This window comes from Oceanobacillus kimchii X50 (assembly GCF_000340475.1).
Taxonomy (GTDB): Bacteria; Bacillota; Bacilli; order Bacillales; family Amphibacillaceae; genus Oceanobacillus; species Oceanobacillus kimchii.
In genome coordinates, this window is the sequence record NZ_CM001792.1 from 282,135 (window position 1) to 306,519 (window position 24,385).

At 34.9% G+C, this 24,385-nt stretch carries 21 protein-coding genes; 18 read left to right on the top strand and 3 right to left on the bottom strand.

Going from position 1 to position 24,385, the window contains the following annotated elements; all coding sequences use genetic code 11:
• Positions 1–37: 37 nt before the first annotated feature.
• The 4 genes from C794_RS19600 to C794_RS01700 all read left to right on the top strand — a co-directional run bounded on the left by C794_RS19600 (position 38) and on the right by C794_RS01700 (position 2,204).
• Positions 38–553, top strand: a complete 516-nt coding sequence (locus C794_RS19600) for a GNAT family N-acetyltransferase (RefSeq protein ID WP_017795406.1) — start codon at positions 38–40, stop codon at positions 551–553.
• Positions 553–705: a hypothetical protein gene (locus C794_RS20615; protein WP_017795407.1), complete on the top strand. Its 153-nt coding sequence runs from the start codon at positions 553–555 to the stop codon at positions 703–705. The genes C794_RS19600 and C794_RS20615 overlap by 1 nt, the downstream gene beginning before the upstream one ends.
• 340 nt (positions 706–1,045) lie before the next feature.
• Positions 1,046–1,528: a DinB family protein gene (locus C794_RS01695; protein ID WP_017795409.1), complete on the top strand. Its 483-nt coding sequence runs from the start codon at positions 1,046–1,048 to the stop codon at positions 1,526–1,528.
• 16 nt (positions 1,529–1,544) lie between these two features.
• Positions 1,545–2,204 (top strand): HAD family hydrolase, encoded by a 660-nt coding sequence (locus C794_RS01700; protein ID WP_017795410.1) that lies wholly within the window; start codon positions 1,545–1,547, stop codon positions 2,202–2,204.
• A gap of 419 nt (positions 2,205–2,623) precedes the next feature.
• Here the strand turns inward: C794_RS01700 and C794_RS01705 are convergent, their stop codons facing one another.
• On the bottom strand, positions 2,624–3,196 hold the full coding sequence (locus tag C794_RS01705; RefSeq protein WP_017795411.1) for a TetR/AcrR family transcriptional regulator: 573 nt from the start codon (positions 3,194–3,196) through the stop codon (positions 2,624–2,626).
• A gap of 153 nt (positions 3,197–3,349) precedes the next feature.
• Here C794_RS01705 and C794_RS01710 point away from each other — a divergent pair, with 153 nt between their 5' ends.
• The 3 genes from C794_RS01710 (at position 3,350) to C794_RS01720 (ending at position 7,897) form a co-directional block, all read left to right on the top strand.
• Positions 3,350–5,413: an efflux RND transporter permease subunit gene (locus C794_RS01710; RefSeq protein WP_017795412.1), complete on the top strand. Its 2,064-nt coding sequence runs from the start codon at positions 3,350–3,352 to the stop codon at positions 5,411–5,413.
• Positions 5,400–7,223: a methyl-accepting chemotaxis protein gene (locus tag C794_RS01715; protein ID WP_017795413.1), complete on the top strand. Its 1,824-nt coding sequence runs from the start codon at positions 5,400–5,402 to the stop codon at positions 7,221–7,223. Before C794_RS01710 ends, C794_RS01715 begins: the two co-directional genes overlap by 14 nt.
• A 131-nt stretch (positions 7,224–7,354) precedes the next feature.
• Positions 7,355–7,897 (top strand): ribonuclease FAU-1 family protein, encoded by a 543-nt coding sequence (locus tag C794_RS01720; RefSeq protein WP_017795414.1) that lies wholly within the window; start codon positions 7,355–7,357, stop codon positions 7,895–7,897.
• A 325-nt stretch (positions 7,898–8,222) separates the two neighbouring features.
• Here C794_RS01720 and C794_RS01725 read toward each other — a convergent pair whose 3' ends face one another.
• Positions 8,223–9,509 (bottom strand): helix-turn-helix domain-containing protein, encoded by a 1,287-nt coding sequence (locus C794_RS01725; RefSeq protein ID WP_017795415.1) that lies wholly within the window; start codon positions 9,507–9,509, stop codon positions 8,223–8,225.
• A 181-nt stretch (positions 9,510–9,690) separates the two neighbouring features.
• Here C794_RS01725 and C794_RS01730 point away from each other — a divergent pair, with 181 nt between their 5' ends.
• From C794_RS01730 to C794_RS01740, 3 genes are read left to right on the top strand one after another with little or no spacing between them, the layout of a single operon-like run.
• Positions 9,691–10,095 (top strand): NUDIX hydrolase, encoded by a 405-nt coding sequence (locus C794_RS01730; protein ID WP_017795416.1) that lies wholly within the window; start codon positions 9,691–9,693, stop codon positions 10,093–10,095.
• A gap of 22 nt (positions 10,096–10,117) precedes the next feature.
• Positions 10,118–11,095: an HD domain-containing protein gene (locus C794_RS01735; RefSeq protein WP_017795417.1), complete on the top strand. Its 978-nt coding sequence runs from the start codon at positions 10,118–10,120 to the stop codon at positions 11,093–11,095.
• A 12-nt stretch (positions 11,096–11,107) separates the two neighbouring features.
• A complete protein-coding gene (locus C794_RS01740) occupies positions 11,108–11,737 on the top strand; it encodes a class I SAM-dependent methyltransferase (protein WP_397351658.1) in 630 nt (209 codons plus the stop codon).
• Positions 11,738–11,780: 43 nt separating this feature from the next.
• On the opposite strand, the gene C794_RS01745 is transcribed toward C794_RS01740, so the two are convergent.
• On the bottom strand, positions 11,781–12,131 hold the full coding sequence (locus C794_RS01745) for a winged helix-turn-helix transcriptional regulator (RefSeq protein ID WP_017795419.1): 351 nt from the start codon (positions 12,129–12,131) through the stop codon (positions 11,781–11,783).
• Positions 12,132–12,280: 149 nt separating this feature from the next.
• On the opposite strand from C794_RS01745, the gene C794_RS01750 reads away from it, so the two are divergent.
• The 8 genes from C794_RS01750 (at position 12,281) to ileS (ending at position 24,296) form a co-directional block, all read left to right on the top strand.
• Positions 12,281–13,339, top strand: coding sequence for an LLM class flavin-dependent oxidoreductase (locus tag C794_RS01750; RefSeq protein ID WP_017795420.1), 1,059 nt, complete (start codon positions 12,281–12,283; stop codon positions 13,337–13,339).
• Between the two features lie 11 nt (positions 13,340–13,350).
• Positions 13,351–13,917, top strand: a complete 567-nt coding sequence (locus C794_RS01755; protein WP_017795421.1) for an NADPH-dependent FMN reductase — start codon at positions 13,351–13,353, stop codon at positions 13,915–13,917.
• Positions 13,918–14,124: 207 nt separating this feature from the next.
• Complete coding sequence (locus tag C794_RS01760; RefSeq protein WP_017795422.1) at positions 14,125–14,835, top strand: response regulator transcription factor; 711 nt, start codon at positions 14,125–14,127, stop codon at positions 14,833–14,835.
• Positions 14,822–15,823, top strand: coding sequence for a sensor histidine kinase (locus tag C794_RS01765; RefSeq protein WP_017795423.1), 1,002 nt, complete (start codon positions 14,822–14,824; stop codon positions 15,821–15,823). Before C794_RS01760 ends, C794_RS01765 begins: the two co-directional genes overlap by 14 nt.
• 95 nt (positions 15,824–15,918) lie before the next feature.
• Complete coding sequence (locus C794_RS01770; RefSeq protein WP_017795424.1) at positions 15,919–16,602, top strand: ABC transporter ATP-binding protein; 684 nt, start codon at positions 15,919–15,921, stop codon at positions 16,600–16,602.
• Positions 16,599–19,208, top strand: coding sequence for an ABC transporter permease (locus tag C794_RS01775; RefSeq protein ID WP_017795425.1), 2,610 nt, complete (start codon positions 16,599–16,601; stop codon positions 19,206–19,208). Before C794_RS01770 ends, C794_RS01775 begins: the two co-directional genes overlap by 4 nt.
• A gap of 457 nt (positions 19,209–19,665) precedes the next feature.
• Positions 19,666–20,877: an MFS transporter gene (locus C794_RS01780; RefSeq protein ID WP_017795426.1), complete on the top strand. Its 1,212-nt coding sequence runs from the start codon at positions 19,666–19,668 to the stop codon at positions 20,875–20,877.
• Between the two features lie 350 nt (positions 20,878–21,227).
• On the top strand, positions 21,228–24,296 hold the full coding sequence (ileS, locus tag C794_RS01785; protein ID WP_017795427.1) for an isoleucine--tRNA ligase: 3,069 nt from the start codon (positions 21,228–21,230) through the stop codon (positions 24,294–24,296).
• Positions 24,297–24,385 lie beyond the last annotated feature (89 nt).

Genomic DNA, 24,385 nt, shown 5'->3' on the forward strand with positions numbered 1-24,385 from the left:
AAGTAAAAGAACGAGAATAAATTAAAGGATGATTCTAATGGAATATGTTTTACTAGAACCTTTAAAGTTAGAGGATGCATATGAACTTCTTTCATTTGAAAAAGAAAATAAAGATTATTTTGAGAGGTTTGTCCCTTCAAGAGGAGAGGACTTTTATGACCATTATAGCTTTATGCACCGTATGGAAAATTTAATTAAAGAGCAAAAGGCTGGAATTGGAATTTACTTCTTAATTAAGAATAACCATGGAAATATTTTAGGGCGTATCAATGTTGCTGAATTCGATAGAGAAAGTGGGCATGGAATTCTGGGTTATCGAATTGGGAAACTATACATAAAACAGGGAATTGCTAGTAAAGCTCTACAAATGTTATTAGATAATGCTGATACTTTAGCAATCCATAGTTTAAGCGCTCAAACTACGATAGAAAATAAAGGATCGCAAAAGGTATTACTGCGAAATGGTTTTGTAGAGGATACATCTGTGGCGAAGTATAAAGTATCGTTTAATAATTCAACTGACGATTTAATTACTTATAGGTGGGTGCGGTAGTGTTAAGTGAACAGGATTTTAAAACTAAATTAAAACAATTGTATGATGAAGAAAAAATTAGATTAAAAGATAATGATTTAGAATATGTATTAATCCATATGCTACGTTATATCGGTAGTACGGACAGTGAACTGCGGGATAATCTTATTTAGTTATTAAGGGATGATTGCTTAAACAATTATGGTTGAAAATCCTTATATAGATGATGAAGAAGTAAGACTTTCTTATATACTTCCAATATTATTAAAAAAAGAATCAGGAGAGAATATCATTTTAAATTGGCTCGATGGGATCAACAAAAAGTAGAAATGTTGATAGCTGGAAATAAACAAAGTAATAGGTCTTATCGACTTAAGTGGAATGTTATCAATTTTTATAAAGTAGCATATTTCTTTTTGAATCAAAAAAATTTATCCGTAAATATACAGGAGAAACTGTTGGATTACATACATGAATGGTATGTGAAGGCCTACAGTTAATGGAGGAAAAGATTTGTTAAAGTTCTTTGAGTATAATTGGCAAGTTCGTGACGAGTGGCTTAATTGGTGTGAAACTCTACCTGAAGATGAGTTGTTTAAAAGAAGAGTCGGTGGAGTAAATAGTATTCATTATACGTTATTTCATATTATTGAAGTGGAGTATAGTTGGCTCAGAGCCATTCAAGAGAAGCAAGATGTTCCGATAAACTATAAAGACTATTCATCTATTGCGTCATTACAATCCTTATCAAAAGAATGTCGGCTTGAAATAGCTAGTTTCTTCGTCGACAATCCTACTTTTGATAGTAACAAACAAGTTCAGCCAGAATGGGAAAAAACAAGCCTATCCATACAAGATATCTTATACCATATCATTGTTCATGAAATTCATCACATTGGTCAATTATCTATCTGGGCGCGGGAAATAGGACTAGAACCTGTCTCTGCTAATTTTGTTGACAGGGATATGATTCAAGTATCACATTATTTGGAATAGAGGGAAGTGAACAAGTTTGATAAAAGCGGTCCTATTTGATTTGGATAACACATTATTAGACCGAGATGAATCCATTATCCGATTTATCGAGAGCCAATATAGTCGTATGAAATATATATTTATTGATATTAGTCAGTATTATTATGTCAATCGTTTTATCGAATTGGATAAACAAGGATATGAGCCCAAAGAGAAGGTATATAATGTGCTAACTCAGGAACTTTCCTTACCTGTTTTTGCTAGAGATTTACTTTATGAAGACTACATGAATCATTTTCATCAATATTGCGTACCATTTTCCCATATAATTGATACATTGAGTAATTTGAAACAATCTGGATATCAATTAGGGATTATAACTAACGGGTTGACGGATTTTCAGTCGGCAAGCATTAAAGCTTTACGAATAGAACGATTTTTTGACCTAATCCTTATATCTGAAAAAGAGAAAATAAAGAAACCAAACGCTAAGATATTTCAACGTGCTTTGAATCGGTTACAACTATCACCGGAAGAGGCAATATTTATAGGTGATCATTATGAAAATGATGTGAAAGCTGCGGAAAATGCAGGTTTACGTAGCATATGGAAAATTAGAAATCAAGAAGTCGAAAGCCAATTTCCAACATTTAGCGATTTCACTGAACTCATTTTCATAATTGAGAAGCTACAGTAAAGAAGTGATTTATTATTTAAATTAGTAATGAAAGACTGCGTCCCCGTAAAAATAAAGAGCTGAAACTGAACTGATTGTTTCTGTAAAAACCGATGCCTGTTCTTTTTAAAATGAACGATAGAGGATAGGACATAATATAACGTTTTGTTTAAAAGACAAATGATATTTAGAATAAGCGAAAAAAATATATGGAGATACTTTGAAAATCAAAAAATATTTTCTGCGTGTGATGCAATGCTGTCGAGGTCTTCCTTGTCCTATAGGAGAGAGGCATAGGCGAGACCCCGGTGCATAAGCGTCTGAAGGCTCACCAGCCGCCTTAAGATAAGCGCAGTATATTTCTGAAGCGGGTTTTCAAAATCTATTCAGACGGGTTTAACTTTTGTGTAAAAACCTTTGTCTCAACTTCTTTTGTTATCCTATAAATTAGCATGTAGCATACCATTGTTGCTGACTTCTGTAATTATTTTAGTCATTTCTTCAGTTGACTCCTTCATTCCATCTTCTAGCCAACGCTCAATGACGTTAATACTACCACTAATCACATATAGACTAATATACTTGGAACGGGTTTTATTGGATATTATATGGTCATGAGTTAATGAACTCATGATATGCGACTGGGCAGCTTCCATTACTCTATGCTGAAAACCCTTGTTACCATGTTCACTAAAAAGAATTCGGAAATGCTCACTTCTATTAACTACATAGTCCAGTAAGTATTTTGCCATTGCAAACATTTCTTTTTTATTTTGATAATTATATTGCAGTAAACTTTGATCCAATTCTTCAATTATCTCTTCTTCAATATGATTAAGTAAATCATATTGATCCGTGAAATGGCTATAAAAAGTGGAGCGATTGATATCCGCTTGAGAACATAGTTCTTTAATAGTAATAGAAGAAATGGGTTTCTCATTTAAAAGTTCCATTAAACTGTTTTTTAATACCATTCGAGTATATTTTTTTCTTCGATCTAATTTCTTTTCCATATAAAAACCCTTTCATTTTGTGTTTTCCAACATTTTTCAGATAAGTGTTGTTAAAGTAACACAAGTTAAACAACTGTTTGTTGTGTAACTAACATCATGTATATATAATGTTAATGTAAAATCATTAAATCATCAAGATGTGGGGAAATTACATTGTCAAATATAATTATTCGATTTAAAAAATCTGTGGTCATTCTGTTCTTCGTATTAATGGTGATCTCAGCAGTTGCTTTCTTATTTGTAGATGTTAATTATAATATGCAAGATTATTTACCAGAGGATGCAGAATCAACTGTAGGATTAGACGTAATGGATGAAGAGTTTTCAAGCGGTGTTACTAATACGAATGTAATGATTGAGAATGTCACGATTCAAGAAGCAATAGACTATAAGCAAGAAATAGAGTCACTTGATGGTGTCACCGAGGTGTTATGGCTAGATGATGTCGTCGACCTGCGTGAACCAATCGAAGTGGCTGATACTGATACTGTAGAGAATTACTATAAGGATAATAAGGCACTTTTGGCTGTTACGATAGAAAGTGGTAAAGAAGTAGAAGCTACCGATCAAATTTACGAACTAATCGGTGAAGAAAATGCCATCTCTGGTGAAGCAGCGAATACAGCGACACAACAGAAGATGGCTGGTAGTGAAACAATGTATGCTGCAGCTTTACTAATCCCGATTATTGTTATCATACTTGTTCTATCGACAAATTCATGGTTAGAACCGGTATTTTTCCTAACTGCAATTGGTGTATCTGTACTGATTAACCTAGGTACAAATATCTTTGTAGGTGAAGTTTCTTTTATTACTCAATCGGTAGCGCCAATCTTACAACTAGCAGTCTCACTGGATTATGCCATATTCCTATTACATAGTTTCCAGGATTATCGTAATAGGGGAAATAGGCCTGAAGAAGCTATGAAACTGGCAATGAAAGAATCTTTCCCAGTTGTTAGTGCTAGTGCCTTAACTACTTTCTTTGGATTCACAGCTCTAATGTTTATGGACTTTGGAATTGGTGCTGATTTAGGATTAAGTCTTGTTAAAGGTATTTTATTGAGTTTCATTAGTGTCATGGTGTTTCTACCAGCATTAACATTATTATTCTATCCTTTGATTGATAAAACACAGCATAAATCACTTATTCCAAGTTTCAAAGGTGTAGGAAAGAAATTAATCAAATTACGAATTCCGGTATTTATTCTTATAGCACTGGTAATTGTTCCGAGTTTTCTTGCTCAAAGTAGTACTGAATTCACTTATGGTATGGGTGAGCAGCCAGAAAACACTCGCTTAGGTTCTGATATAAATCAGATTGAAGAGATTTTTGGAGAATCAACATCTGTCGTTCTATTAGTGCCAAATAATGATATTGGAAAAGAACAAGAAATGATACAAGAAATTGATACGATAGACCATGTAACATCTGTTGTGGGTTACGCTAATATGGTTGGAAGTACAATTCCACAGGATTATTTAGAGGAAAATGTAACCGAACAATTTCTTTCGGAAAACTACAGCAGAATTATTATTAATACTGACGTTGGTGCAGAAGGAGATGTACCATTTTCGTTAGTTGAAGAAGTTCGAAATGTAGCCTCCTCTTATTATGGAGATGAAGCATTAACGCTTGGAGAAAGTGTTGCGCTCTATGATATGAAAGAAACGGTCACGGCGGATAACAAATTAGTTAATATCCTTACAATTGTAACTATAGCAATTGTTTTGTTATTCAGCTTCCGTTCGATATCTATACCTGTTGTATTATTGCTGACTATACAATCAGCTGTATGGATTAACTTATCAGTACCATATTTTACAGATACATCCCTCGTATTTGTAGGATATTTAATTGTGAGTACGGTACAATTAGCTGCAACGGTAGATTATGCAATTCTTTTAACCGAGACGTATAAACAAAATCGTAAAGATATGGCCGCCTTACCTGCCATTAAAAAGACGATTGATGATAAATTATTCTCGATAGCGGTGTCTGCATCGATACTATCTAGTGTAGGATTTATTTTGTGGTTAACTTCATCGAATCCGATTGTAGGATCGATTGGTCTATTGCTAGGTAGAGGGGCGTTATTAGCCTTTATTCTAGTAATTACATTATTACCAGCATTACTTGTTATTGGAGATAAGTTGATATGGAAGACTACACTCGGTACGAGAGTTTATAAGGAGGAAAAGCATGAAGATAATTAAATGGTTATGGCTTACACTAGCAATCTTTTTCTTTCCTGTATTGATTACAAATGCAGAAGCGAATACTTCTGATTCTAATAATATAGATAGTGAAAATACAGAAGCTGGAGAGATTTCTAGCAAAAATGAAGTTATTTATGCAAATTTACAAGCCGGTGGAAGCTTGAAAGATATGTATGTTGTTAATGCTTTTGAATTATCAAAGCCTGGTTTGATTGAGGATTATGGTAATTATCAAGGTGTGAAAAATCTAACAGATACGTCACCTGTAGAACAGAATGATAATAAGATTTCTATGATAGCAGAAAATGATACTTTTTATTATCAAGGCAATATTGCTAAAGAGTTACCTTGGGCTTTTGATATCACGTATTTTCTAGATGGTAAAGAAATGGAACCTAAAGAGATGATTGGTAAACCTGGAGAAGTTGAAATAATCATTGATGTTCAAGAAAATGATATGGATACATCTGCATTCTTTGAAAACTATATGCTTCAAATTTCATTACCATTGAATACAGATCACTTTCAAAAAATAGAGGCACAGGATGCAACCATAGCAAATGCAGGTAAGAATAAGCAAATTGCGTTCACCGTAATGCCTGAGGAAGAGGAAACGTTTTCCATTAAAGCACAAACAGATAATTTTGAAATAGATGGCTTAGAAATTTCTGCATTACCATCTTCTATGTCTATAGATAGTCCAGATACAGGTGAAATAACGAGTGAGTTTGAATCTCTAACGGATGCTGTTGGAGATATCGATGATGGCGTAGGAGAATTAAATAATGGCATAACTGGATTAGCTTCTGGATTGTCAGAACTAGAAAATGGCTCATCCCAATATAAAAATGGTATGGATGAATTGAACCAATCTAGCAGTCAATTAACAAATGCTTCGTCTCAAATCAATGATGCATTATCTGCGATTCAATCCCAAATAGGGCAAGCAAGCGGTGCAAGTGGATTAGAGCAATTGGAAGAATTAGAGACTGCTGTAACTGAAATGTCCGATGGATTAGAAGAATTAGCTAATGGCATGGATCAATTAGCTTCCAACTACAGTGACGCAAATCAAGCTTTAAAGAATGCAATTAACCAGATTCCTGACAGTTCAATTTCAGACTCAGATATTGAGGAGTTATACCAAAGTGGTGCAGATCAAGAAGTTGTTGATGAATTGGTAAAAACATACGAAGCAGCTCAGGCGGTAAAAGGAACGTTTGATTCAGTTGGAAAAGCGTTCGGTGCAATTGAACCTAGCTTAACTACTTTTAGTGAGTCTACAAGAGAAGTATCAGGTCATTTACGTGATTTAGGAGCCGGTTTAGAAGAATCTATGAATCAAGTGGATGTTGATGAAGGGCTGAATGAACTTACGTCTGGCTTAGAGGAAATGTCTGCTAATTACAGCCAATTTCATGATGGATTGATAGAATATACAAATGGTGTTAATGAATTAGCTAATTCATATGGTGATATTCATAATGGAATCGGTGAATCTGCTGACGGTGCAGACCAAATTGCTGATGGCGCTAGTGAATTAGAAGATGGTACTGGACAGCTTTATGATGCAACCTCAGAAATACCTGATGAAATGCAAGAAGAAATTGATTCTATGATTTCACAATATGATAAATCGGATTTTGATCCAATTTCATTTATTTCCGATAAGAATGATGAAATAACGGATTCGGTTGAATTTGTTATTAGTACGGACAGTCTTGTAAAAGAAGAACAAGAAAATACGGAAGAGGAAACTGAAGAAGATAAAGGGTTCTTAGAAAAATTAAAAGATTTATTTCGATAAAATATATATGAGGACTATCGAGTTTAATAGCTTGGTAGTCTTTTTTAGTTGAAGTGAGATGATGAATTACAGATGGTATTCAGAATTTTATAACATGAATAGTATAATGATATATAAAGGGGAGAACAAGATTGAAAAGAAAATATGGTGATCGAGGTAATTGGCAGAGGATTCTAGAGAGAAGATATGCTCAAGCCTACTTAAACGAAAAAGACTTTAAAGGATATATAACATTAATTCATATGAAAAAAGTGGCCCAACCGTTGGTTATTAATTATGAGCAAGGAGAACAATTGAGCATTGTTGAGGATGGCTATATGTGGTTACAACAATTTCCAGATTGTAAACATTTTGCTGTTACTACAACATTTGATGATAATGGTAATGTGAAGCAGTGGTACATTGATATTGCGTGGACTAATGGGGTGGAAGAGGGGATTCCATACGTTGATGATTTATATCTTGATATCGTTCATTTGCCATCCGGAGAAACGTTTATGTTAGACGAAGATGAACTAAAGGATGCCTTATTAAATAATGAAATTAATCACGGTATGTATGATTTGGCACGAGAGGAATCTAACAGAATACAAGAACAAATTAAGAAGAATTCATTTTCAATCTTATCATTATCATATGAACATATGGAGTATTTAAAACGTAGATTAGTCTAAACGGTTTGAGCAAACGTTTGATTTAAGTTGACATGGTTGAATAGGAGCAAGAAGTATGGGTAAAGCAGCATATTAGAATAGAGAGTGTGACAAAAGGACTTAATACTGAAAAACAACTACTTTACTACCAGTGAAGTGTGAAAAACATCTAGGAAACTCATCCAACAAAATTGAAAAATATCTTGAAAAATGAAAGGGAGTTTCCCAACTTAATTGTCTATAAATCTAATATTATCAATGATAAGATTAAAGTAGAAAAAGTAAACATGTGGTATTAGCATAAAAGCTTCCCCCCACTCACATGTTTACTCTTTTTATGTACAATCTATAAATCGCCAATATATTCAATGTTCATACGTTTTAATAGGTATTCTTGAGACATTTGAAAGTATATAGAAGCAAGCTTATACTTTCCTCTTGTTTTGAATCCATTAGCAAGCCATCCGGAATACTTTAAACAATGTCTCAGGTCTTGAATTTCATCAAAGTAATTAATTGCTGCAACTCCTACCTCTTCCGTTATATATTGATAATTGGCAAGGTCTTGATACACTTTCAAATGATACGTGTATTTTGGGTGAGCTTCCGGTGCGTCTTTTATTAAGGCAAATCCTTGATCTATCCAATAAGAAACCTTATCCCATTTCTCATATTTTGCATATTCAATTACGATAGAGAAAATGGTAACAAGTTTGTTGTTTGCTTTTTGTTTATAGGATAGGCTTTTTTTATAATATGGAATGACCTTTTCTGGCTGTAAATGAGAACTCAATGAACCTAGATTTTGATAAATTACTCCTTTTAAGAGTTCAACATCCTCTAACATTCGAGTTTCATTTGTCATTTTTAAAGCTAGCTCATAAGAATCGAGTGCTTCTTTAAGATTATTTCCTTTCTTATAAGCAATTCCAATTAACAGATAACAGTCAATGGTCCGGTTGATAATGAAGGCACGTTGAAAATACTTTAAAGAAAGTTTTCCGTATTCTATTGTATTAATTACTTCGTCACAGGAATTATATGCAATGGCAAGCATGTAGTGATGATCAGCTCTCTCCCATCCTTCTAGTACTATATCATCTGATACTACTAAAGCCTCTTTAAAACACTTTAAGGCTTGATGAATATCTGCATAAGTATGGTGAAAAATCGCTTTGCACTGTAAAAATAAAAATTTTTGATTTGGTGTAAAGTTGTCTTTTTCTTGTTCTAAGTATTCTAGATAAAAAGTACTACGTTCTTTGTCTTCAAAGAAAAGTGTTAATCGTAAAATCAGTAATTGCAATTCTAAAAATGTCGTTTTACGGTAAATATTCTTTATATATTGCAGTTCATTTAATTTTTCTTCTATAAATTTGGATTCTCGATAAATTCGAGCTCGCTTAGAAATGGCGCGTATTTCCTCAATAAATGCATCCTCATTTTTTTCCTGATCGGAAAGCTCAATATTCAATTTTTGTAATAAAAGGTTAATGACCTCATCACTTGCTGTAGTGGTATTGTTTTCAATTTTACTTAAATAGGATGTGGAACAAATACCTTTTGCTAATTGAGTTTGTTTAATTTGCTGCTTCAGCCGTTCTAGTTTAATAATGTCCCCAATGTTATTCATAGTTCTCCCCCACATTGCACGTATCTATAAAATTGTTATTTTGTATATTAATTAGAATTGTCTGTTATTATTAGTTTAACGGTAATCTTATAATTGAACAATAAAAATAGGTAAATTTGTATAATTTTGAATGAAAAACCAATAAATACTCCTAGAGTAGTAGATTTTGGAGTGGATATAATTGAACAAATGGATAGGTGCAGCGGCAGTTTGTATAAATAATCAGAGAGAAGTTTTAATGGTTTTTCAAGGAAAGACAAAAGAAATCAAAACGTGGTCAATTCCTTCTGGCGGAGTGGAAGGTGGAGAAACATTTGAGGAATGTTGTATACGTGAGTTAAATGAAGAAACGGGATATATTGGAGAATTAATTGGTTCACACCCTATTAAAACTAAAAACAGAATAGAAAAAGATATATCTATAAAAGTAAAATATTATGAAGTTAAGATTATTGGCGGAAGTATGCGTATACAGGATCCAGATGAATTAATCTATGATATTAGGTGGATAAATTTACAAGAGTTACGAGATCTAAATTTAACATTTCCAGAAGACCGCAAGTTTTTAGAAGGATTGCTAGAGTAAGTTCAATCAGGGGGTAATTTGTTTGTTGTATGTAGATGAGATATATGGTGAGTTTGAAATTGGTGGAGTACTTGTTGATCTAATAGAAAGCGATTCTATACAACGATTAAAAGGAGTCTATCAAGGTGGTGCCAGTGCACTTGTAAGTGATAAATGGAATGTTACTAGGTTTGAACATTCTCTCGGTGTTATGCTACTGGTAAAACAATTAGGGGGATCATTGGAAGAACAAATCGCAGCTTTACTCCATGATGTATCACACACTGCTTTTTCGCACGTCATCGACCATGTGATGGATAATAGACAAGAAAACTATCATGAGTTAATATTTCAGAGACTTATTGAAGAATCTACTATTCCAACTATATTAGAGAGTTATGGATACGACTACCAAACGATTCTTTTCCATATTGAACAATGGAGAATACTCGAACGAGATGCTCCTCACTTATGTGCAGATCGTGTGGATTACACCTTGCGAGATCTATATCGTTCGAGACAGGTTGAGTGTCAAGATATCGAACGATTTTTAGAAGACCTTACAATAATAGATGGTTATATGCATTTGCGTACAATTAATGTCGCAGAGTGGTTTGTTCAAATATACTATCAAGAGGTGTTAGATTATTTTTTGCATCCGAAAAACATATACGCCTATGATCAGTTATCAAAAGTATTAAGAGATGCGTTGGATGAGAAAGTGATTGTTGAGGATGATTTTCTAAAGCGAGATAACGAAGTGTTAGAGTTACTGAAGAGATCGGGAAATAAGGATATAACAGAAATGTTGAAGTCTATTCATAAAGATATTCAAGTGGTAACCGTTGATGATAATTTCGATATCTACATAAAAATGAAACCACGCTTAATTGATCCAGATATTATAATTGGCGACGAAGTTATTCCGGTGTCACATGTTTCCACGAAAGCGCAACAAATGAATAACTATGCTAAAGAAAGAGCTGAAAAAGGAACTGGGATACGTATTATACAAAGCTAAATATGGGGGAGAGTGATCGTATTGAAGAGAATCGAAAATAACTTGATAGAATCTTATAATAAAATGGCTGAGGAAAGAGATAAGCTCCATATTAGTGAATGGAAAAAGCGGGAAAGAGACGTTTTCAAGCGTTTTATATTGGAGAAAGAAAGTAAAAATTTACTTGAAGTTGGTGCTGGGACAGGTCAGGACAGCCTTTATTTTCAACAACTAGGATTAGAGGTAACTAGCGTGGATTTGTCGCCAGAGATGGTAAAGCTTTGTATAGCCAAAGGGCTACATGCAAAAGAAATGAGTGTCTTTGATTTGGAATTTCCAGACGATATCTTTGATGTAGTGTGGTCATTAAACTGTTTACTACATATTACGAAGGAAGACTTACCACGGGCATTACATGAAATTAAACGAGTCCTAAAGCCAGACGGTATATTTTACATGGGTGTATATGGAGGTAAAGACTCTCAAGGGATTTGGGAAAAAGATACGTATAATCCAAAAAGATTTTTTTCTTTCTACCCCGATGAAAAGATAAGAGATGTTGTAGAAAAAGTCTTTAAAGTAGAGTATATCAACATTATTCCTAAAAATATTATTGGTGGAGAGCGAGAGCTAAGTTTTCAATCAATGATATTAAAGAAATAAAAAAAACCTCCATATCTATGAGAAGAATGCATGGATTGGAGGTTTATGTCTTTAAATTCTCTTGAAGTTTCTGTTGTTTACGTTTAGTGTGAGCTTGTCCCCATTCATGCATTGCATGAAGCAAATCTTCTAAGGTTCTTCCATATTCACTTATAGAATATTCTACACGAGGAGGAACTTCAGGGTAGACGACGCGATCAATGATCTCCTCACTTTCTAACTCTCGTAGATGTTTGGTAAGCATTTTTTGTGTGATTCCTGGAATACTACGTTTAAGATCACTAAAACGAACGGTTCCTTTTTCCATTAAATGTAATAGAATAATTGGCTTCCATTTTCCGACCAATATACCTAGGGCATCTTCTACACTACAATGATTTGCATCAATGTTCATCTGCTCATCCCTTTCAAAATAACAATAGTATCTTTTAGGAAACTATGTTTCTTCTAGGTGCGTACTTCTAAAATAACACTATATCATTCATAATAGCATTAATAGAAAATATGGTACAGCGACAATTCAAAATATTAGAGGTGTTGGTAATGGAGAAATATCGTATTAATCCGAACCAAGGATTAGAATTTGGTTTATATACATTAGGGGATCATATGACAGATCCAAACACGAATAAGCGCATTTCTGCTGAACAGCGATTAAATGAGATTATTCGTCTTGCTCAACTTGCAGAACAAGCAGGGATAGATTTTTTTAGTGTCGGTGAGAGTCATCAAGATTATTTTGCTACGCAAGCACACTCGGTTGTACTGGGCGCCATTGCACAGGCAACAGAGAAAATAAAAATCGCTAGTTCTTCTACAATCATTAGTACATTAGATCCAGTAAGAGTCTATGAAGATTTTGCGACGATAGACCTTATTTCTGGTGGACGTGCAGAGATTATTGCTGGACGGGCATCTAGAGTGGGAGTTTTTGAGTTATTAGGCTATGATTTACGTGACTATGAAGAATTATATGAGGAGAAGCTGGATTTATTATTACAGCTTAATGAAAATGAAGTTGTAAACTGGGAAGGGGAGTTTCGTGCCCCTTTAAAAGACGCTAAAGTGCTTCCACGTCCGAAAGAAGGAAGTATGCCTATTTGGCGTGCTGTCGGAGGACCTCCCGCTAGTGCCATTAAAGCTGGTTATGCTGGCGTGCCAATGTTCTTAGCGATGCTTGGAGGACCAGCACAAAGTTTTAAAACATCCATAGATGCGTACCGTGAAGCTGCACGTCGTGGGGGACATGATCCTGAACAACTTCCAATTGCTACAGCAGGATTCTTTTATGCTGCGGAAACAACACAGCAAGCTCAACGTGAAATGTATCCTTTTATTAACGAAGGAATGAAGCTTTCAAACGGAAGAGGGTTTCCGAAGCAACATTTTGCTCAAGGGGCAGACCCAAGAGATGTAATGAATATTGGTAGTCCTCAAGAAATTGTCGAGAAAATTCTTTATCAACATGAAATGTTTGGTCACCAACGATACATTGGCCAAATGGATTTCGGCGGTGTTCCATTTGAAAACTTGGAGCGGAATATTGAATATATTGGTAATGAGATACTACCTCAAGTACGAAAATATACAGCGAAGAAATAGGAGGACGTGTCGTGAAGATAGTAGGATTATCAGGGTCGGTAGTTGGATCAAAAACGAGAACGGCAATGAGTTTTACGATAGATAAGTTTAAAGAAAAATATCCAGAGGAAGATATTTCACTCATTGACTTAGCGGACTATGACGTGCAAATTAGTGATGGCAGAAACTATTTGGACTATACAGGTGATACAGGATATGTTGCGAAAGAGCTAATGGGAGCAGATATAATTATTATCGGTACCCCAATATTTCAAGCATCAATACCTGGTGCATTGAAAAATATCTTTGACCTTTTACCAGTGCAAGCTTTCCAAGATAAAGTTGTAAGTATAATTGTGACAGCAGGTTCGACCAAGCATTTTCTAACGGTAGAACAACATTTGAAACCGATTCTTGGTTACATGAAAGCAACAATTGTACAAACCTATGTATTTATTGAAGAAAAAGATTTTTATCAAAAAGAAATCACTAATGTCGATGTACAATTCCGTATCGAACGATTAGTGGAAGACTCCATAGATGTAACGCGTGCATTTCAAAAAATTCGAGAAGAAAAAGATGACAAATATGATTTTTAAATAGCGGTTAAGTGCAAAAAACTTATCTCTTAGGAGGTAAGTTTTTTTTAGTCTGCAGGCTTGATTGCTGAGTGTCCAGAGTGCAGAAGAGTAAGGGGAAATGGTAACTCATAAATGTTAGCAATCGATTGTAGTGAGGATGATAATTAAAGAGAAAAAATGTAGAATAAAAGAAATGCTAAAACCTTAAAGGTGGATGAATATAATATGAATATATTAATTGTGGAAGACGATAAGACCATTGCGGCAGGATTAGAGTACTCGTTAAAACAAGAAGGCTATGATGTGATGGTTTGCCATAAAGTTCAAGAGGCACAGATGAAAATAAATAATGATTTAGATGATATATCATTGTGCTTGTTGGATTTGTCCTTACCTGATGGGAGCGGCTATGAACTTTGTGAAATGGTGAAGCAACAAGCAGATATCCCGGTGATTTTTCTTACGGTAGTGGATGATGAAGTAAATGTTGTTATGGGGCTTGATATGGGTGCTGATGATTATATAACGAAGCCTTTTCGAATTCGTGAATTAATCTCTCGAATAAAAACAGTACTTCGGCGATATGAAAGAAGTAAAATAAATAATGACCAATCATCCAGCATTATTCCTATTGGCCCGATCAACGTTCATACATTGGAAGGAAAAGTATATAAAGGGACAGAAGAAATACTATTAACAGCTTTACAATATCGTTTGTTAATGATTTTCGTTAACCATCGTGGACAAGTTTTGTCTAGAAAACAATTGCTTGAATTAATATGGGATGTGGCTGGTGACTTTGTGAACGATAATACATTAACCGTATATATTAAGCGCCTAAGAAAAAAGATTGAAAATGATGCACAACATCCTACAGTAATTGAGACTGTTCGAGGGATGGGATATAGGATGGTAAATACACATGTTAAGAAATAATGAGGTTCAGAGATATTTGTTTATCTCAATTGGCATTCTAATAATTAGTACGATTTCGATATCATTTATTTCGACTGTAGCTGCTGTATTTGTTTTTGTATCGACTTCTCTAATTATTACTGTTTTTTTATGGATGACATACTGGAGATATAAACAAATTAAAAAACTTTCTCATTATTTGCGACAAATATCAGCTGGGAATATGTCACTTGATGTACGGGATAATCGGGAAGGAGAACTGAGCATATTAAAAAATGATATTTATAAAATGAGCTTAATGCTATCTGAGCAACGTGAAGACCTAAAAAAAGATAAACAAAAATTAACAGATGCTATCTCTGATATTTCTCATCAGCTAAAAACTCCACTTACATCGATGACGGTAATGGCAGAATTACTTAGTGATGAGACGATGGATGATGATAAACGATTGGAGTTCACACATAATATTCGTAAACAACTTGAACGTATGGACTGGTTGGTGTCTTCTTTATTAAAGTTATCAAAAATAGACGCAGGTACCATTCAGTTTGCGAAGGAACGAGTAATTGTATCTAATCTAGTTGATGAAGTCATTGCTTCTTTGGAAATACCGATGGAACTAAAAGACATCAGTTTCCAAAAGCTAGGTGATAGAGAAGTTACTTTTTTAGGGGATTACAATTGGACGAAAGAAGCGTTGATTAATATTATGAAAAATGCGATTGAGCATACACCTGAGGCTGAACGTATCGCCATAAGCTTTAAAGAGAATGCACTTTATACAGAGATTATCATACAGGATACTGGGAAGGGAATTGCAAAACAAGATATTCCTTATATTTTTAAGCGGTTTTATAAAGGTGGAAATGCCATAGATGGAAGCGTAGGAATCGGATTAGCAATGGCGCATAGTATTATTACAAATCAACACGGCGATATTGAAGTAGTAAGTGAAGAAGGAAGGGGAACAACGTTTACTATAAAATTATATAAACAAGTGATTTGATTTAGAAGGTGACAATATTGTCACTGAATTAGTCACTGAGCCGTCATTTTGGACAAGTATGATAAAGATAAAGCAATACGAGGAGGAAGATTCACATGGAAATGTTAAGAATAGAAAACTTGTCTAAAGTTTATGGGAAAGGTGACACTGCGGTAAAAGCACTAGATGATATATCATTCTCTGTCGACAAAGGAGAATTTGTAGCAATTATTGGTCCATCCGGTTCTGGTAAATCTACGTTACTTCATTTACTTGGAGGCGTAGATCGTCCTACAGAAGGAAAGGTATTCGTAGATGGAACGGACATGTATCAATTGAATGAAACACAATTGGCGATTTTTCGAAGAAGGCAAATTGGATTGATATACCAATTCTATAATTTACTACCAATACTAACAGTTGAAGAGAATATTACATTGCCATTACTATTAGATTCTCATAAAGTGGATCAAAAACACTTTAAAGAGATTGTAGACATTTTAGGTTTACAAAAACGTATCGAGTACTTGCCTAATCAATTATCAGGAGGGCAACAACAACGTGTTTCGATAGGAAGAGCAATAATTAGTAACCCTTCTATTATTTTAGCAGATGAACCAACAGGGAATTTAGATAGTGAAAATAGTAAGGAAATCGTGGATTTATTGAAAATGTTTAATCGAACTTATAACCAGACACTTGTAGTTATTACACATGACGATCGAATTGCACTACAAGCAGATCGTGTTATCTCAATTGAAGATGGAAGGATTGCTAAGGATGAGGTGATCCGTCCGTGAATATCGTAAATAAAGTAACGATAAGGCATTTGAAAGAAAATAAACGACGAACACTTGTAACCATTATAGGAGTAATTATCTCGGTAGCTATGATTACCGCAGTTGCAACGTTAGGTCTGTCCTTTCTAGATTTAAATCAGCGTCAAACTATTGAAAATACAGGAGAATGGCATTATAGCTATAACGATTTAAATGAAGAACAATATCAAGCAGTGAAAGATCATGATAAAACGGAATCTATTGCTCTTATGAACGAACTCGGGTTTGCACCACTAGAAGGAGAAGGTAGTAAACCATATGTGTATGTGCATCAATTAAATAAAGCAGGAATGGACCAATTTCAAGTGAAATTACAGGATGGTAGACTTCCTAAGAAACCAAACGAAGTTGTTCTATCTGAAGTGTTATTACAGTCAGGCTATGATAAGGAAATTGGAGATACAATCCATTTAGAAGTTGGAAAACGTTATTCATTATCTGAAGAAATGGCAGGGGAAGGCCCACTAAATCAAAATACTTCAGCTTCCGTGGCCGAAGGTGAATTGGAAGAAGAGTTAAGAAATACAGAAGAATATACGTTTACAGTTGTCGGTACGATAGAAGAGCCTTTATGGGATTATTCTTGGGCACCGGGATATAGTATGCTTTCGTATATTGATGAGGACATTCTCGCCACAGAGGAAAATGTAACCGTCTTTGTGAAAAGCAATGATATCTCAACTTCGCTTTTTGATGCTATTCCAGTGTTTGCTAAGAATCAAAACATAGACCAAAATCAAATTGAATTTAATTACAACCTTCTCGAAGCATATGTTGTATCTCCGAACGAAGGAGCAATGACAACTGTTTTTGGCTTAATAGCGATTATCATTGTCATTATCATGATTGGCTCTGTTGCCTTGATTTATAACGCATTTGCCATCTCAGTATCAGAACGATCACGTTACTTAGGAATGTTATCTAGTATTGGGGCGACAAAACGACAAAAGCGGAATTCAGTATTTTTTGAAGGAATTATTATTAGTTTAATTAGTATTCCTTTGGGAGTTGGAGCAGGACTTTTAGGGATCGGCATTACTTTATACTTTGTTAATCGTATCCTTTCGGAAGCACAGTTTGATGTGGATTTACAGCTCATTGCTTCGTTTGGCTCGATCGGAATTGCGGTTGTAATTTCTTTTATCACGATTATGATTTCAGCATATATTCCAGCAATTCGTGCCTCAAAAGTAACGGCGATTGATGCTATTCGTCAATCGAAAGATATAAAACTAACTAAGAAAAAAGTAAAAGCAAATCCACTTGTGCGAAAAATATTTGGCTACGAGGCGGAAATAGCTTTAAAAAATCTTAAACGAAATAAGAAACGGTATAATGTTACAGTTTTATCTTTGATTGTGAGTATAGTTTTATTTTTATCCGTAGGGTATTTTTCCAACACAATGACAAAATCATTTGAGTTACAATCAAATCAATTAAATTATGATATAGCAGCTTCTTCATCTACTGGTTATGGTGGAGTAGAAGAATTGAAACAAGTAATGGATAATATCCAAGGACTTCAAGAAGTAAACAACACGATCATGTATCAAAAAATGAATATGAGTGGAATCGTAAAAGAGGAAATGGCAGGGGAGCCAATTACTTCTTTGGAAAATGCTTCTGATTATATTAGTGATCAAGGAGTACAATATTTCATGCAGTTTATTGCTTTGGAGGATAAAGCTTTACAAGATTATGCCGAAGAAAATGGAATCTCATACAGTGATATAGATGAAGGAGAAGGTATACTGATTAATCATGTATCTTATCCAGATGATAATCAGGGTAAGTATGTAGAAACAGAAGTACTTGATGCAGAAGTTGGAGATTCGGTGATAGCAGCTCAAGAAAATTACGATGAAGAGACTGGAGAAGTTTCTTTTGAAAGAGTATCCCAAATAGATATAGCTGGTCTAGCCGATCATTTCCCGATGGGTAATTTTTATCCCTCACCGGACACATTATTTTTTGTAGTATCTGAAAAGACATTGGCTAACATTGATGAACAGACAGATTATCAACCAGATGGAATGACATTATATATTCAAACGGAAGATCCAGTAAGTACACAAGAGTATATAGAAGAATTAGAAGTGGCAAGTGAACTTAATATAGCCAACCAATATTTTTATGAACAACAAGATAGACAGATGACACTAATCCTTTCCATATTTGTTTATGGATTCATTACTTTAATCACATTGATTTCTGTCGCGAATATCTTTAATACAATATCAACGAGTGTGGCATTACGTCGAAGAGAATTCGCAACCATGAAGTCGATTGGAATGACACCTAAAGCCTTCCGTAAAATGATTCAATTTGAAAGTGTTTTTTATGGATTGAAGTCTCTTTTATACGGGTTGCCGATTAGTATAGGTGTTATGTATTTAATTTATAATCAAACACAGAATACTTTTTCTTATTCGTTCTCCATACCTTGGATAAATATTGCAATTGCTATATTGGCTGTATTTGTCATTGTTAGTGTAGCTATGTTATATTCGATTTCGAAAATTAAAGACGATAATATTATTGAAACATTAAGACAAGAAAATATTTAATTAGGAAGCGCATGTAATATGATGACCACTTATCATATTACATGCGTTTTTTTTACAGGTAAGACAGTATATAAATTTGGACCTCATATTTGTAGGTAGAAATTGCCACGTCCAGATCCAGCGCCCAAAAACTAGGCGACTTCACGAAATCGCCCTACGATACAGAAGACTTGCCGAATGTTCTTTATGAGGCATAGCCGCACTTATACCCTTGCGGTGAAAGTCATTACGGCTCGTCCCTCACCGTGATTCCTTTATCTCAAAGGAAAGAGGAAGTTCGACCTTCGTTGAACCACCCCCCTAAAAAACAGGGGGCGCACTCGCTACATTTCTAAACGGGCGCTTGCGCTTTTGGTCTTTTTCACTATGCTATAAAAAAGAACATTTTGTGAATGTAGAGGGATTATTAAGCAGTGTATAGAATATAAAACTATATCGGAATGATTGAGGTGATGGTATGAACCTACAAAAATGGAAGAATCCTTCTTTACTTCTTACTTCTATTGGAATTGCAAATATTGGTGATTTTATTTACTTAGTTGCGATCAATATTCTAGTATTTCAAATGACAGGGTCTGCAGCAGCAGTAGCTGCATTGTGGTTAATCGGACCATTGACAAATATATTTGCAAAGTTTTGGACAGGGAGTTTTATTGATTATCGTAGTAAGCGAAAAGTGATGATGTCTACATATGCAATTCGAGGTATATTTATATTCATTCTCCCATTTATGGATAATTTGTTTTTGTTATATAGTGTTTTAATAATATTAAGTATTGCTAAGGCATTCTTTAACCCGGCATCTATGACATATATTACAATAGTCGTACCGAAAAAAATGAGAAAAAGGTTTAACTCTATTCGCGCTTTTGCATCTTCTGGTGCCTTTATTATTGGCCCGTCTATTGGAGGAGCATTAATCTATGCGACTTCTATTGATGTAACATTATGGATTAATGCGATCTTTTTCTTACTGTCTGCTGGTCTATTATGGTCGTTGCCGGAAGAAAGAAAGCGTGCAGAGCAGATTCCACAATTGACAATCAAACAAGTTATGAAAGATTTCACCGTCGTCCAGAACTTTATGAAACATAACCGATATGTAACTGGTATATATCTAGGCTTCATTGTTGTATTATTATGTACATTTGCCATGGATGCACAAGAAGTAGTCTTTACTCAACAAGAGGTTGGTCTGTCGGAAGTGGATTATACGTTATTGATTAGTATTACAGGGATTGGTTCAGTTACCGGTGCAATTTTGCTATCGATCATTTCTAATAAGTTATCTTTACGAATGATGATTGTTGTGGGATTAACATTTGTGGCAATTGGATATATCATATACGCGTTTTCTTGGTCTTTTATATCGATTACGATTGGGTTTATCATTTTAGGTTTCTTTCTTGTATTCTTAAATGCTGGAATGATGACGTTTTATCAAAACAATATCCCAATTGATTTAATGGGGAGAGTGACGAGTATCTTTGATTTGATTCAAAGTACGTTGCAAGTATTAATTGTTCTAGCGGTAGGATTACTGGCAGATATTATATCATTGCGTGGTACAATCGTTAGTTTATCAATTTCAATGTTCATATTATCGATAATGTATATGTTTTTTGTATTAAAACCAACGCATGTAAAACTATATCAAGATGCTTCCTAGTTCATTATATTGACTTTCTTTCTTGCATTCGATACTATATTCTTACGGTCAATAAAATGATGAATTCGATGACGAGAACGAGTAATTAGGAACGTCTTATCTACAGAGAGTTGACAATAGCTGAAAGTCAATGGTGAGAAGCTTAATGAAAATCATCTCCGAGAAGCAAAGTTGAACGGTTACTGGTAAACTTTGACGGTCTCCAACCGATATCTTGGACGCGTATGATGGTACGTAGTGCTAATTAGAAAAAACCGCTACGATGGTTTTTTATTTTTGTCTAATAATGGTAATACTCGATTCTACGTGGTGGATTCGAGTTTTTTTAATTTAATGAAGAGGTGAATGGAATGGATCACGCACAACGTGAACGAAGCATGAGGGCACATTGGAAAGACAATAAAACGTTTCAACGCTCCATTGAAAATAGAGAAGGTCAACAAACGTATGTATTTTATGAAGGACCACCAACGGCAAATGGAATGCCACATGCTGGCCATGCGCTAGGTCGTACGATAAAAGACTTTGTTGCCCGTTACAAAACAATGTCTGGTTATCAAGTATTACGTAAAGCAGGCTGGGACACACATGGTCTACCAGTAGAATTAGAAGTAGAAAAACAGCTTAATATCCGCGGAAAAGATGATATTGAGAAGTTCGGTGTAGAGAAATTTATTGAGAAATGTAAAGAAAGCGTCTTTGTTTATGAAAATGAATGGAAGGAATTCACGGATAAGCTTGGGTATTGGGTAGATATGGAAAATCCATACAAAACATTAAATAACCCATATATTGAGTCTGTTTGGAATATCCTTGCTACTATTCATGATGAAGATTTACTTTATAAAGGCCATCGTGTAGTTCCATATTGCCCAAACTGTGAGACATCTTTAAGTTCTCATGAGGTGGCACAAGGTTATAAAGATGTGACGGATTTATCCGTAACTGCTAAATTCCGAGTTAGTGACAAAGAAAATGAATTTATCCTTGGATGGACAACAACTCCTTGGACATTACCCGGAAATGTTGCGTTAGCGGTGAATCCGGAAATGACCTATGTAAAAGCAAAACAGGGTGAAGAAATCTATGTCGTTGCTAAATCGTTAGTGAACTCTGTTCTAGGTGAAGCGTATGAAGTGGTAGAAGAACTAGCTGGAGAAGATTTAATCGGTATCAATTATGAAGCTCCATTTGACTTTATTTCTTTAGATAATGGTCATTACGTTATCGGTGCAGATTTTGTTACCGATACAAGTGGTACGGGTATTGTTCATTTAAACCCAGCACATGGGGAAGACGACTATAATGCTATCCAGGCAAAAGGCATGGATTTTGTAAATGTAGTCGATTCAAAAGGAAGATATAAGGATGAAATCGCTCCACTTGTAGGACAGTTTGTGAAGGATAGCGATGTAGATATCATTAAAATGCTAGCAAAAGATGGAACACTATATGAAAAGCAAAAATATGAGCATAGCTATCCTCATTGCTGGAGATGTGATACACCATTACTTTACTATGCAATGGAAGGTTGGTTCATTAAAACCACTGCAGTAAAAGAAAAAATGCAGGAAAACAATCAATCTGTTGAGTGGTTCCCGAACCATATGCGTGATGGGCGTTTTGGTAACTTCTTAGATAATATGGTCGATTGGAATATTGGACGTAATCGCTATTGGGGAACACCATTAAATGTATGGGTATGTGATGATTGTGGTAAACAAAAATCTCCTCACTCAATCCAAGAATTACGTACTTTTGCAGATAGTGACGTACCAGAAGATATTGAATTGCATAAACCATATGTTGATAAAATTACGTTTGACTGTGAATGTGGCGGTAAAATGCATCGTACGAAAGAAGTTATTGATGTTTGGTTCGACAGTGGATCGATGCCATTTGCACAGTATCATCACCCGTTTGAAAACGATGAACTATTTAATAAACAATTCCCAGCGGATGTGGTTATTGAAGGTGTCGATCAGACACGTGGCTGGTTTTACAGTCTCCTAGCGGTATCTACACTGTTTACCGGAAAAACACCGTACAAACGAGTATTGTCGCTTGGCCATATTCTAGATGAACATGGGCAAAAAATGTCTAAAAGTAAAGGGAATGCTTTAAATCCTGTAGAACTTATTGAAGAGTTTGGTGCAGACGCACTTCGTTGGGCACTACTTGCTGACAGTTCACCATGGAATAATAAGCGTTTCTCAAAAAAGACAGTTAGTCAAGCAAAATCAAAAGTGATTGACACCATATTAAATGTGTTTTCATTCTACTCTATGTATGCTGACATTGATAAATTTACTGTTGAAGAACATGCAAGTGATGCTAAAACGACAATGGATCATTGGATTCTGTCCCGATTAAATTCGGTGATTAAAGAAGTTACCACAAGTCTCGATCAATATGATATTACAAAAGGTGCTCGATCCATTGCGTTATTTGTAGATGAATTAAGTAACTGGTATGTACGTCGTTCTAGACAGCGTTTTTGGAGCAGTGGCATGAATGAAGATAAGAAAGCTGCCTTCACTACATTGCACGAAGTACTAACAAAACTCACTCAGTTAATGGCGCCATATACACCATTCGTTGCAGATGATATTTATACAAATCTGCAAGGGGACAGTGTTCATGTATCGGACTTCCCGAAAGTGGACGAAGATGCAATCGATGAGAAACTAGAAGCAGATATGCAGGGTGTGCTTGAAGTCATTGAGGGAGCACGTTCACTCCGTAATGAAGTAAACATTAAAACAAAGCAACCTCTAGCAGAACTAGTGGTTGTACCAAATGACGCCCAACTTCAATCTGGGTTACAGGCATATACCTCTATTATTGAAGAGGAAATTAATGTAAAACAAGTTAGTTTTAAGAAAGACACTGCTGATTTCTTGGATACAGAGATGAAACTTAATTTCCCAGTTGCTGGACCAAAACTGGGTAAACAAGTTGGCCAAGCAAAAGGAAAAGTAGAAAACTTTACGGAACAAGAAAAAGAAGCATTCTTAGTGGACGGTACAATTACTGTTGAGCTTCAAGATGGTAGTAAGGCCACTCTTGAAAAAGAAGACATTATAGTAGAGAAAAAAGGCCAAAAAGGATATCAATTATTTGAAGGCAATCGATTTGTGCTTTTATTGGATACCAACTTGACGGAGAAGTTAAAGGAAGAAGGTTTTGTAAGAGAGTTTATTCGTGCGGTACAAACATATCGTAAAGAACTTGACCTTCCAGTTGAACAACGTGTGGATGTGTACGTAAATTCCAATGAAAATGCAGAGCGGATTTTATCAGAATTCGATTCTCTAATCCATGAGGGATTAATTGTTAACAGTATTCAATTTTTAGAAAAAGAGAATATGAAGCAAGTAACAGTAAATGATACGGAGATGGGTTTATCTATAGTATAAGCAAAAGCAGGGGAGGTCCCCTGCTTTTTTGTATGCATAAGTATATATAATCATTTATAAATACTTCGGTAAAAATAGCAGGAATCTTC